The following is a 12,143-nucleotide window of genomic DNA, read 5'->3' as shown; positions in this document are numbered from 1 at the left end:
ATGTATAGGAATTGTAAAATTTCCGAGGAAATGATAGAAAAAAGAAAAAACTGAGCGTTTCAGCTCAGTTTTTAGTCCATTTGTTTCTTTTTGTAAACTACAATACAAAGAATAATTGAAAGCACGCACCAAATTATAATATTTATTAAATCACCACTAACAGTTGAAAAACCTTTTCCAGCCAATAGTTTCGGCATTGCATCTGCAAGATGTTTCGTTGGAAGGAAATCGATTGCCTTTTTTACAAACTCACTTTTAATAAATCCGCCTAACATTGGAGCTAGAAGAAAAATAAATAGAATCGGCATACCTACTACTGATGTTGACGCCGTTGTTTTAGCTATTAACCCAATCGCCGTACCTAACATAAGGAAGAAAAATATACTAGCAAGTAAAAATAGAACGATTAAAACCATATTCCCCTTAATCACACCTAAAATGGCAAAGTTACTAATACAAATTACGAATGTAATAAGACCTGTTAATGCACTTTTTCCTAGTAAAACTTCTAACGATGATGCTGGCGATAACATCATTACACGTAGCGTTTGTTTTTCTTTTTCTTCCGCAATTAAAGCTGCTTGAACAAAGCTGCCTATCATCGTTAAAGCCATTAAAGTTACCATATTAGCTATATGTTCTTTCGGTCCATTCATCTGTTGATAAACAAAAGAAAATACAATTGGCATTGCCGCCATTACAAGCACAGATGCATTTGCTTTAATATCCTGTACCTCTTTCCGAAAAATAGCAGAAAATCGTCTCATTGAAAATGTCATTATAGTCCCCTCCCAGTAACTTCAATAAAGATATCGCCTAGCGTTGGTTCGTGTGAGTGAATAGATAGTAATTCGCCTTTTTTCATCCATTCTGAAATACGTTTTGCGCCTAATTCATCTTTTTGCACGACTTCTTTTTGTTTATCTTTTAATACGACCTCTATTTGATCCTTAGCGTATTGTAAGCGCAGATTCTCTGGCGTATCAAGTGCTACTATTTCTCCGCCACATAGAAAAGCAATGCGGTTACAAAGCGTTTCTGCTTCGTCCATGTTGTGAGTCGTTAAGAAAATCGTCGTTCCTTCTTTATTTAAGTCTTTTAAGATTTTATGAATGTTTTGTACGTTAATTGGATCGAGTGCAGATGTTGGTTCATCTAAGAAGAGGATATCTGGTTTATGAAGGATTGCTCTTGCTAATGTAACGCGCTGCTTCATTCCCTTTGATAGTTTCTTTACTAATGTTTTTTTATCATCTAATAGATTCACTTGCGCTAGCACTTCATCAATTCGTTCTTTTTTACAATCGTATAAGTCACAAAATAATAGTAAGTTATCATAAATGCTAAGTCTCTCATATAAACCGCTGTTGTCTGTTAAAATACCAATTCGTTTGTAATCGATGCTGTTTGGCCCTGTAATATCTTTACCTAATACTTTTACCGTTCCAACACTATGAAGTAATTGAGAAGTTAAAATTTTTACTGTTGTTGTTTTCCCAGATCCACTCGGTCCGAGGAATCCAAAAATTTCTCCTTGCTTCACCTCAATGTTTACATTTCGAAGTGCCGTTTTTTCATTGAAACTTTTCATTACATCTTTCATTTCAATTGCTAATGTCATCTCGTCATCCCCTTTGTTTTTTCTTTTATAGATGAAAGTCGCTTTAGCGCTTTTCGTTTGTTTGTTTCGCTTTTCTTGACTCAATCATATGAAAATTAAAGGGTAGGCGCAGTAAAATACCTATAAAAGGAGTATTTTTACCGATGAATGGATCGTATTTTGAGCTTATTGGAGCACTTTTTATAGCCCAATCACGCCTTTTAATTCATCCATTCGTCCTTTCGAAAGCGGGATTGAACTTTTTCTTTCGTCATCCAAAATTAAACTAAAACTGTTACGAGTCCAAGTAATCACTTCTCGCACTCTTTGTAAATTTACAAGGTACGAGCGATGACATCTAAAGAAACCAAAACCTGTTAATCTCGCTTCTAGTTCACTTAATGTTAATACGCATACGAAATCCCCTTCACGAACATGAATATGTGTCACTCCGTTTTGCGTTTCAATGAAATGGATCTCCATTGGATCAAGTAAAATGATTTTATCATTCACCTTCGCTGGTATCCTTTCTAACTTCATTTGCGGAATCATTTGAACGACTTTTTCTTCATCGATTTCTTCCACTTCTTCTTGTTCGATTTCTACTTTTTTCACACCATCATTGTTTAATATGTATACATCTTCTGTTAACGAAAGAGCATCCGATAGAAATGATGACGTAATAAAGATTGCCTTTCCTTGCTCTTTCATTTTCATAATCGCTTTTCGAATAATAATCGTACTCTCTGTATCTACATTTTGCTCCGGCTCTTCCAAAATAACTAAATCCGGATTATGAATCATCACTCGCCCGATATGAAGACGACGTTTCTCTGAAAATGATAATTTTTCTATTTTAACGTTTAATTTATCTAAGAGGCCGACAAATTGTACTACTTCTTCTATACTCATATTTGATTCATACAGCCCTAATAAAAACTTGTAGTATTCCTTTACCTTCAAACGTTCGTATGCTTCATCTTTCAAAAAACAAAAGCCGATGCGAGAATAATTTCTCTTTCCAATTGCTCCTCCTTCAAATAGCACGTTGCCAGTTGAAGCTTCTTCCTCACCAATAATAATGCGGTGCAACACTTTAGCTGTATGGTTATTACATTGCAAAACAACACATTGCCCTTTTTCAACCTCCAGTTCAACTGCCGGTAACTGGTTCGTCTTCCCTAACTGTTTCAACTCCAATAACGCCATTCTGTCTCCCCCAAATGTTTTTATCTTATTATACCAAACAATTAATGGAAGATTTAGATATTTTATGAAGCATCATGAAAAGAAAGCTATCCAAATAAAAGGATAGCCTTCTTCTCTATTTCTGCTCTACCATATACGTCTTAAGCTGATCACGCAGCGCTCTCTTTAAAAACTTCCCTACAGATGTTTTCGGAAATTCCGCTTCTAGTAAAGCATACAGCTCTTCCTTACCTACTGCTTGTCCCTCTTTTAATACAACACAAGCAACAGGGCGTTCTTGCCATTTTTCATGCGGCACCGCCACAACAGATGCTTCTAACACTTTATCGTGTGACATTAAAGCATTTTCTAAATCTACGGAAGAAATTCATTCGCTTCCGCTTTTAATTAAGTCTTTCGTTCGATCAGCAATTTTAATAAATCCTTCCGAATCAACCGTCACAATATCCCCTGTATGGAGCCAACCGTCTTTCATTGATTCTTCTGTACGCTCATCTTTATAATAGCTACCTGCAATCCATGGACCCCTTAAACAGAGTTCTCCCATCTCTTCTCCATCCCACTTAATTTCACCGTCTTGTCCAATTACTTTCATTTGTCTTCTACAAATAATGACAAAAGGAGCTAATTTTAATTAGCTCCTTTTGCATCCTACTTCTTCACCATTAACTTTCCTTCATAATCATTCATCGTCTTTATTTCAACGCCTTTGTAATAATGGGCGACGATTTCTGTATATTTCTTACCTTCCGCTGCCATGCCATTTGCTCCGTATTGGCTCATGCCGACGCCGTGGCCGAAGCCTTTCGTTGTAACAATGATCTTATCTCCCTCTTGTTTCCAAGTGAAGTCAGAAGAGCGTAAATCTAATTTGTCACGCACATCTCTTCCGGTTAATGTTTTACCTTGAAACGCTACATCTTTTACACGCTTTCCTTCTGTGCGCTCTTTAATATCACCGACTTTTCCGTCTGCTAGCACTTTCACACCGAGACGCTTTTGAAAGTCAGCTACTGTAAAGGTTTGCTCGCTCGTAAATTTTGGAGAGGCTTGATCCCACGGACTATCTACGCTCTTTAAGTACGGATAATCATTTCCCCAATAATCAGCCGCATTTTCTGTCCGGCCATTACTCGTTGAGAAGAAGGATGCTGAGATTGGTTTTCCATCATACGTTAAAACTTGTCCTGCGGTTTTCGAAACGGCTTCCTCAATTTTCTTCAAGTTAGTTTCGTAGTTAGTGCCCCATTGTTTCTTCAATTCTTCTTTGCTTTTGTACACTTGATCTTTCACCGTATCTGTCACGTCCGCATTGTTTTTCTTTCCTCCGCTTAGCATACGCTGCACCACAAATGTTCTCGCTGCTAATGCCTGCGCTTTTAGCGCCTCTATTTCAAAACTGGCATTCATCTCAGAAGCTACGACACCGGTCACATACTCCTCCATAGGTAATGTCTCTACCTTTTTCGGTTTCTCACGATATACAGCCACTTGAACCGCTGTATCCACTTTCCCTGGAGCTGGTATACTTTCTATCGCTGGAGGAGTTTTAGAGGCTGCTTCTTCCCCTACTTTTGCTTTCGCAAACGGAATAACAAGAGCAGCAGGTACAATGATAACGAGCGCTATTAGAAGCGCTACTATGATGAAAAGTGGCTTTGAAAATTTCATCTTATTTCCCCCAATATCAAAAAGCTTTACTCCCTTCATTCTTATGGAACAACTCTTTCTTTTAGAACATACTTAAGGGGAACCCTATAAAACAAAAATTTTCTAAATATTTTTACTGGTACGTGCATAAGTATAGAATTTATTGACTATAACAGTAATAACCCAAAAAAAATAGCCTCTACGTCAAAAGACATAGAGACTATTTCAATTAAGCGTGAAGATCAGAAACTTCTTGTTCTTTCACTTCTTCTACTTTTTCGTTTACACGTTCAATAGTTGCACCTAATGCAGCTAATTTCTTATGGAAATCTACATAACCACGGTCAAGATGCTTTAACTCAGTTACACGAGTGTAACCTTCAGATACTAAACCAGCTAAGATTAATGCAGCAGCAGCACGTAAGTCAGTTGCGCCTACTTCAGCACCTTGTAAGCTGTTTGGACCGTTCATAATAACAGAACGACCTTCGATTTTAATATCAGCATTCATACGACGGAATTCTTCAACGTGCATAAAGCGGTTTTCGAATACCGTTTCTGTAATCATACTTGTTCCATCAGCTTGTAGTAATAATGCCATCATTTGTGATTGCATGTCTGTTGGGAAACCTGGGTGAGGCATAGTTTTAATATCAACCGCTTTTAACTTATCTGGGCCGATAACACGTACACCTTCATTTTCCTCAATAACTTTAACACCCATTTCTTCCATTTTCGCTGTAATTGAGCGTAAATGTTCAGGTACAGCATTTTCAATTAAGATGTCTCCACCAGTAATTGCCGCTGCAACCATGAATGTTCCCGCTTCAATACGGTCAGGAATAATAGAGTGGTTTCCACCATATAATTTATCAACGCCTTCGATACGAATCGTTCCAGTTCCAGCTCCGCGTACTTTCGCTCCCATCGCATTTAAGAAGTTAGCTAAGTCAACGATTTCTGGTTCTTTCGCTGCGTTTTCAAGGATTGTTGTCCCTTTTGCTAATGTAGCAGCAGACATAATGTTTTCTGTCGCGCCCACGCTTGGGAAGTCTAAATAAATTTTAGCTCCTTTTAGTTCTCCCTCAACGTATGCCTCAACAAAACCATTACCAACCTGTACTTTTGCTCCCATTGCTTCGAAGCCTTTTAAATGTTGGTCAATTGGACGTGAACCAATTGCACATCCACCAGGAAGTGCAATACGAGCACGACCGTTACGTGCAAGTAATGGTCCCATTACTTGAACAGATGCACGCATTTTACGTACATATTCAAATGGTGCTTCAATGTTTAGTTCTTTAGAAGCATCGATTGTTACTTGGTTATTTTCAAATACGACTTCAGCATTTAAATGACGTAATACCTCATTAATTGTGTATACATCAGACAAAACTGGTACTTCAGATAGTACATTCTTTCCATCACTCGCTAATAGGGCTGCAGCGATTATAGGTAATACAGCATTTTTTGCGCCCTCAACACGCACTGTGCCGTTTAACCGCTTTCCGCCACGGACGATGATCTTTTCCAAATTATTCCCCTCCGTGTCCTTTTTTCAGTATCTATTCACTCAATACTCAGAAGTTATGATCGGTGTGCCAACCACAATTGTATCTTTGTTGTCTGTAGAACGTATTGCTATTTGCACATTTATTTTCTCTCTATTTGTTGAAAGAGCGTCATCCCACTTTTTATTGTATGCGGAGACTGACACAAATGCTCTTTCTTCTATCTGTTCGATCGCTCTTGCTGAAAGATCTTTCAAAACCTGATTGGTTTTATTTTGCAAAACACCTTCAATCTTATCATTCAGTACACCTTGAACACAAGTGTAAATTATAGGTTTTTCACTAAAAATTTTATTTGTTTTCTGAATGTACTTCGGGTCCCATTTCGCCCCACTCACTTCAAAAATAATGAAAGTGTTTTCTTTAGTATTTTCCTTACTCCAAGTTACTACTACTCGTTCTTCATAAGAAGAAAACTTTTTATAGGATGTAGCTTTATATCCATCTGGAGATTGCTCTAATTCCCACTTTTGAATATTCGCCTTGTCCTTCACATCGTTTAACAACTTTTGAAACGTATGTATATTAGAAATTGTTTTTGTTTCTCGCGCTAACCATGACCATTTCTCTACTTTAGCATCATTTTTCTCTAAGGATGCGATCATGCTCTCCATTTTCTTTTCATCGCTGATTGGTTTCATCTCTCTATATCCAACCAAAAATAAAACAACACTCAATGCAACAATAAGAATGGCTTTAAGCTTCAATTTCATCCCCTCCTACCCCCATTGTTAACGGAGATATGAGGTTCTATACACTTACTTTACTAAATACGTTAAACTCTTTGAATAGCCTAAATAATCAAGGAAAAAGTTACTTACAGATGTCCCAATTGCAATTGTAATTAGGATGAGTAATACTCGCGTCTGCATCACCTTTCCAGGCTTCATTAAACGCTCAATGTGAATACCTTGTAAGGCCCACCACGTAATGGTAATAAACAATAAATGCGAAACAATGGCAATCAGTGCTTGTTGCCCTAAAAGATGTGCCAAAAAACCGACCCCTTTTTACCCAGCTACTACTTACGGAATATTATAAAAACGATACCATAATAAGTAGGAGCCACACTTTTTCAAATACAAATAAGCATCTTACATTTCACATCGTAATTTTCTCTTTAAAAACGTATACCTATATGCATTTTCAATTGTAGTTCACACAAAATAAAAAGCGCAGAGTAAGGACTCCACACCTTTTATTTTCACTATTGTACCACGTTCCCTAAGAAGAAGAAATCTTTCATTAATGGAAAATATTCATAAAAGAAATTGTATCCAATCATCGGCATAATCCCTAGTATTACAATCGAAATTGCGCAAAGGCTCATAACAACCTTTATATTGAATGGCAAATGTATTTTCTCTTCCGCTTCTCCCGTCCGGAAAAACATTTGCTGTAAAATACGGAAATAATATACGAATGAGATGACTGTCGTCCCCATCATAATAGAAGCTAGTACGTAATGAGCCGGCTCTACATGAAGTGCACCTAAAAAGATGTTAATTTTCCCGATGAAACCAGCCGTTCCTGGTATCCCGGCCAACGATAAAATAAAAATGGTCATCACGATCGCTGTAAATGGCGACCGTTTATATAATCCGGTGAAAATGGTGATATTTTCTTTGTCGCTTTGTAAGATTAAGCCGTGGATAATTGCAAACGCGCCTATATTCATCAGCATATACGCAAGCATGTAAAACCACATGCTATCCATCGTAAATGGTGATAATGCTACAAGTGGCACGAGTAAATATCCCGCATGTGCGATTCCCGAATAGGCAAATAGACGTTTTACATTATATTGTTTTAATGCTACTACGTTTCCGATAATCATCGTAATACTAGCTAGTACAGCAATGTATATGCTCATACGTCCGTATAAAGATTGCATGTCTCCTTGCACCGATATACTTGCAAAAACCATGAGGAACAACCGAGTAATTAATAGGAACCCTGCAATTTTAGAAATCGTCCCGAGAAAAGCAGTAACAGGTGTAGCAGCCCCTTCATATACATCAGGTGCCCACATATGAAACGGCACTGTTGCAATTTTGAATGAGAGCCCAATGAGTAATAGTAGAAATGCGAGAGCTAACAATAATTGAATACCACTAGCCAGTTCCCCAGCAAATACTTTTTGCATATCCACGATATTGGTCGACCCCGTAATGCCATATAAATAACTCATTCCAAAGAGCGTAATTGCCGTTCCAATTCCTCCATTAATGACATATTTCATTGCCGCCTCATTTGATGCACGGTTCTTTTTTCGTATTCCTACTAAAATATAAGAAGAAAGTGAAAGTAATTCTAAACCGACGAAAAGTGTAATGAAGTCGACACTAGAAGCCATAAACATAGCCCCAAGAAGTGCCATTAAAAATAAGTAATAATATTCTCCCTTATCCTCAATTGGATTCTTCTTATCATCGCTCATTGCGGTGCATAAAATGAGAGCCGCTCCGCCTAACAACAACGTTTTAAACCCTTTTGAAAACCCATCTAACACAAACGATCCGTTTAAAATATCTCCCGCTGGTTCACCGTATAGCGTGATTAATGACACGATTGCTAATATGACGGCTGCGATTGCACTAAGTGCTACATATTTATGGTTCAGCTTAAAAAACAAATCACATATGGAAAGGAGGATGGCAGCTCCGAGAATAATGAATTCTGGCACCATGAGATGCCACGATAAGCTAAGTAACGTATTCATATCCATCCTACTTCACCCCCAATGTTTTCAATGTATTTTGAAGCGGATCCCCTAGTATTTCTGGCATTACTCCAATTGCAATAATGCAGAAGATAAGCAGCAAAATAGGAACATACTCCCACCCGTGTATATCAGCTTTCGCTTCCCACTCTTTCTTACCAAATGTTATTTGAAGTGTTGCTCTTAATACGTATACAGCGGTTAAAATGATGCCAAGTACACCGACCGCTGCAATGACTGGCTCTCCTTGGAATAAACCGAGAAAAGCAAGAAACTCGCTAACAAACCCAGACATTCCTGGCAATCCAAGCGATGCCATTCCTCCCGCTAAGAAGAATCCACTAAGTACTGGTACACTTTTTGCAAGTCCGCCAAGCGCTGTAATATCCGACGTTCCAAAACGCTGTTCTATAACGCCGAGTAAGAAGAAGAGTAAGGCTGCGATTAGACCGTGAGACACAACTTGGAATAGTGCTCCTTGTGTACCTGGTGCATTTAACGCCGCAAGGCCCATTAATACAATGCCCATATGCGAAATACTAGAGTAAGCAAGTACTTTCCGAAAGTCCGTTTGGATGAGCGCTAAGAAGGCTCCGTACAATAAATTAATAACTCCTAAAATCGCAATTAGCGTTGCAAACTCACGAAAGTATTCCGGGAATAGCCCCTGTCCGAAGCGAATCATACCGTATGCTCCAATCTTCAGTAAAACACCCGCATGAAGCATAACTACAGCCGGATGTGCTTCGATATGTACATTGACCATCCAGCGATGTAACGGGAAAACGGGTAGTTTAATTGCAAAAGCAATCATTATGGCAAGAAACAAACCGAACTGTAAGCTACTTGAGACAGCCATTCCTCCACCAGCACCTACACTCGTTAATATTTCTTTAAGCTCTGTAATATTTGTTGTACCTGTTTTCGCAAATAAAACCGAAAAAACGATGAGCAAAATTGCTGAACCAATACCGTTATATATTAAATAACTATAAGCAGCCTTTTCACTCGACAATTTCCCCCACTTCCCAATTAATAAGAACATTGGTGGCAACGTAATTTCAAAGAAGATAAAGAACAACATTAAATTTTGAGCAGCGAAGACACCTAGCATCCCTATCTCTAGCATGAGTAGCAGCATATAAAATGCTTTCAAATTCTTTTTAATAGAAAAGGCTGCAATTGCTGCAAGCGTCGCTAGAAGGGCCGTCAGCACCATCATAACGAGCGATAAACCATCAATACCAAGTTCGTAATAAATGGAGAACCATCTTTTATCCACCGCTGCAAAATCCCCAAATTTAATCCATTTCACTTTTTCATCAAATAGGGACAAACTCTGTCCAGAAGCATATGTACAAGCGAGGACAATAGCGATTCCAAATGGAAGCGCCGTTCCAAATAAACCAAGCGCTCGCACTGTACGCGATTCTTTTTTTGGTGTTAATACAAGTAAGAGAATTCCTAAAAGCGGGGAAAAAATGAAGAACGTTAATAACAAATCATTCATCGTAAATCCCCTCCCGTATAGAGCAAAATAATGACGAGTACCGCAAGCGAAACAGCTGTTACAGTTCCGTACACTTGTACATTTCCGTTTTGAAGTCTAGACCCGAGTCCGCTTATTCCTTTAACTAGACTCCCTATTAAAACAGCAATTCCTTCGACTACATACATCTCAAATAAGCGAAGCACATGAGCGATTCCTTTCGTAATAGGAAGCACCGTCATATTGTATAGTTCATCCACATAATATTTTTCTTTCATAAGGTTATAAAGAGGTGTTCCCTCACCCCCAGCCCAATCTCTAGAAATAGATTTCTTTCCATATATGAAATATGCGAGGACAATCCCTGCAAATGAAACAAGCGTCGCAACAATCATAATCCAAACTGGTCCGTGTGCCTCTTCCACTTTAAAAGCTACATCTTTCGTAAGCCAATCCCCGAGAAACGTTCCAAACCACGGTGTATTTATATAGCCTGCCACGACTGCAAGGACGCCAAGGACAATCATCGGATATGTCATAATGCGGGGCGATTCCTGCACATCTTCCTTCGTCTTCGCTTCCCCAGTAAAGACAAGGAAATATAGCCGGAACATGTAGAACGCTGTTAAAAACGCCGCAATTACTGCTAATATGAATAAAAAGTAATTGCCATCCATCCAGGTCGCCGCTAAAATTTCATCTTTACTAAAGAACCCAGAAAGGAGTGGTACCCCGCTAATTGCAAGTGTACCGATTAAAAATAGCGCAGCAGTTACTTTCATCTTCTTCTGTAAACCGCCCATTTTATTAATGTTTTGCGTATGCACTGCATGAATGACACTTCCTGCCGCCAAAAATAGTAGCGCTTTAAAAAAGGCGTGTGTCGTTAAATGAAAAACACCTGCTACATAACCGGCAGATCCTAATGCAAGCATCATATACCCGAGCTGGCTAACTGTAGAATACGCAAGCACTCTCTTTATATCCGTTTGTACGAGACCGATAGAAGCCGCAAAAATCGCGGTAAAGGCTCCAACGATCGCAACAGTTTGCATGGCTACCGCACTTGCTGAAAATAGCGGGAACATCGTCGCTACTAAATATACGCCAGCTGCTACCATCGTCGCCGCATGAATAAGTGCCGACACAGGCGTCGGTCCTTCCATTGCATCTGGTAACCACGTATGAAGCGGGAACTGACCTGATTTTCCCATCGCCCCGATAAAAATTAATATCGCCGTTATTGTAATCATCGTAGGGGTAAGATCACCTGTATGAATCGCTCTAAAAATTGCGTCATATTCAAAACTACCTGCATGCCAGAAAATTAAGATCATCCCAATAAATAAACCAACATCTCCAATACGGGTCATAATAAAAGCCTTTTTCGCAGCAGCCTTCGCTTCTTCTTTAAAGAAGTAAAAACCGATGAGTAGAAATGAACCGAGTCCTACTAACTCCCAAAATATATAAAGCTGTAATAAATTCGGCGATATAACAAGCCCGAGCATCGCAAATGTAAAGAGCCCTAAATAGGCATAAAAGGTTGGTAGTCTTTCATCACCTTTCATATAACCTTTCGAATACACATGTACAAGTAAACTCACAAGTGTAACAATAAACAGCATTAAAGCCCCTAATGCAGTCACTTCAAAACCAAATGATATATCAATATCTCCAGCTCTAAGCCATACCCACTTATGCTTCACTGGTACTTTCGAAAACCGTTCTATTAATACAAGTACCGCAAATATAAAGGAGAGAAAGACGAAGAAAATACTAAGTACACTGCTTCCTTCTCTAATTTTCTTCCCGAATATAATAAGTAACAAAAACGAAACAAGCGGGAAAAGCGGTATGAGCCATGCATAATCGATCATTGTTTCCTTCCCCCTTTTCGGT

10 protein-coding genes and 1 pseudogene are annotated in these 12,143 nt (G+C 38.7%); all 11 read right to left on the bottom strand.

Annotated features, from left to right (window positions below):
* Window positions 1–71: 71 nt before the first annotated feature.
* Window positions 72–779, bottom strand: coding sequence for an ABC transporter permease (locus ACXY7N_RS20220; protein ID WP_016085498.1), 708 nt, complete (start codon window positions 777–779; stop codon window positions 72–74).
* Window positions 779–1,621, bottom strand: coding sequence for an ABC transporter ATP-binding protein (locus ACXY7N_RS20215; RefSeq protein ID WP_016085497.1), 843 nt, complete (start codon window positions 1,619–1,621; stop codon window positions 779–781). Before ACXY7N_RS20215 ends, ACXY7N_RS20220 begins: the two co-directional genes overlap by 1 nt.
* Before the next feature lie 180 nt (window positions 1,622–1,801).
* Window positions 1,802–2,809: a LytTR family transcriptional regulator DNA-binding domain-containing protein gene (locus tag ACXY7N_RS20210; protein ID WP_098986304.1), complete on the bottom strand. Its 1,008-nt coding sequence runs from the start codon at window positions 2,807–2,809 to the stop codon at window positions 1,802–1,804.
* Between the two features lie 115 nt (window positions 2,810–2,924).
* Window positions 2,925–3,407, bottom strand: a pseudogene (locus ACXY7N_RS20205) (AMP-binding enzyme); the annotation flags it as partial.
* A 53-nt stretch (window positions 3,408–3,460) separates the two neighbouring features.
* Window positions 3,461–4,480 (bottom strand): stage II sporulation protein D, encoded by a 1,020-nt coding sequence (spoIID, locus tag ACXY7N_RS20200; protein WP_488592578.1) that lies wholly within the window; start codon window positions 4,478–4,480, stop codon window positions 3,461–3,463.
* A gap of 208 nt (window positions 4,481–4,688) precedes the next feature.
* Window positions 4,689–5,993 (bottom strand): UDP-N-acetylglucosamine 1-carboxyvinyltransferase, encoded by a 1,305-nt coding sequence (gene murA, locus ACXY7N_RS20195; RefSeq protein WP_000411269.1) that lies wholly within the window; start codon window positions 5,991–5,993, stop codon window positions 4,689–4,691.
* Between the two features lie 39 nt (window positions 5,994–6,032).
* The gene (locus ACXY7N_RS20190) at window positions 6,033–6,737 is read right to left on the bottom strand and encodes a YwmB family TATA-box binding protein (protein WP_431154148.1); all 705 of its coding nucleotides are present in this window, start codon (window positions 6,735–6,737) and stop codon (window positions 6,033–6,035) included.
* 51 nt (window positions 6,738–6,788) lie between these two features.
* Window positions 6,789–7,025 carry a DUF1146 family protein gene (locus ACXY7N_RS20185; RefSeq protein WP_000940742.1) on the bottom strand — a complete coding sequence of 79 codons (237 nt, stop codon included), beginning with the start codon at window positions 7,023–7,025 and terminating at the stop codon, window positions 6,789–6,791.
* A gap of 212 nt (window positions 7,026–7,237) precedes the next feature.
* On the bottom strand, window positions 7,238–8,752 hold the full coding sequence (nuoN, locus tag ACXY7N_RS20180) for an NADH-quinone oxidoreductase subunit NuoN (RefSeq protein ID WP_116349180.1): 1,515 nt from the start codon (window positions 8,750–8,752) through the stop codon (window positions 7,238–7,240).
* A 7-nt stretch (window positions 8,753–8,759) separates the two neighbouring features.
* On the bottom strand, window positions 8,760–10,262 hold the full coding sequence (locus ACXY7N_RS20175) for an NADH-quinone oxidoreductase subunit M (RefSeq protein ID WP_088084609.1): 1,503 nt from the start codon (window positions 10,260–10,262) through the stop codon (window positions 8,760–8,762).
* Window positions 10,259–12,121, bottom strand: coding sequence for an NADH-quinone oxidoreductase subunit L (nuoL, locus tag ACXY7N_RS20170; RefSeq protein WP_088084610.1), 1,863 nt, complete (start codon window positions 12,119–12,121; stop codon window positions 10,259–10,261). Before nuoL ends, ACXY7N_RS20175 begins: the two co-directional genes overlap by 4 nt.
* Window positions 12,122–12,143 lie beyond the last annotated feature (22 nt).

Source organism: Bacillus sp. 5w2 (assembly GCF_054353775.1).
This window is presented reverse-complemented; position numbering and strand designations above follow the sequence as displayed.

What these genes read in the sequence shown, in the direction of transcription:
- ACXY7N_RS20210 (WP_098986304.1), bottom strand. Translation starts at nt 2,809, where the DNA reads ATGGCGTTATTGGAGTTGAAACAGTTAGGGAAGACGAACCAGTTACCG.
- ACXY7N_RS20215 (WP_016085497.1), bottom strand. Translation starts at nt 1,621, where the DNA reads ATGACATTAGCAATTGAAATGAAAGATGTAATGAAAAGTTTCAATGAA.
- ACXY7N_RS20175 (WP_088084609.1), bottom strand. Translation starts at nt 10,262, where the DNA reads ATGAATGATTTGTTATTAACGTTCTTCATTTTTTCCCCGCTTTTAGGA.
- nuoN (WP_116349180.1), bottom strand. Translation starts at nt 8,752, where the DNA reads ATGAATACGTTACTTAGCTTATCGTGGCATCTCATGGTGCCAGAATTC.
- ACXY7N_RS20220 (WP_016085498.1), bottom strand. Translation starts at nt 779, where the DNA reads ATGACATTTTCAATGAGACGATTTTCTGCTATTTTTCGGAAAGAGGTA.
- spoIID (WP_488592578.1), bottom strand. Translation starts at nt 4,480, where the DNA reads ATGAAATTTTCAAAGCCACTTTTCATCATAGTAGCGCTTCTAATAGCG.
- nuoL (WP_088084610.1), bottom strand. Translation starts at nt 12,121, where the DNA reads ATGATCGATTATGCATGGCTCATACCGCTTTTCCCGCTTGTTTCGTTT.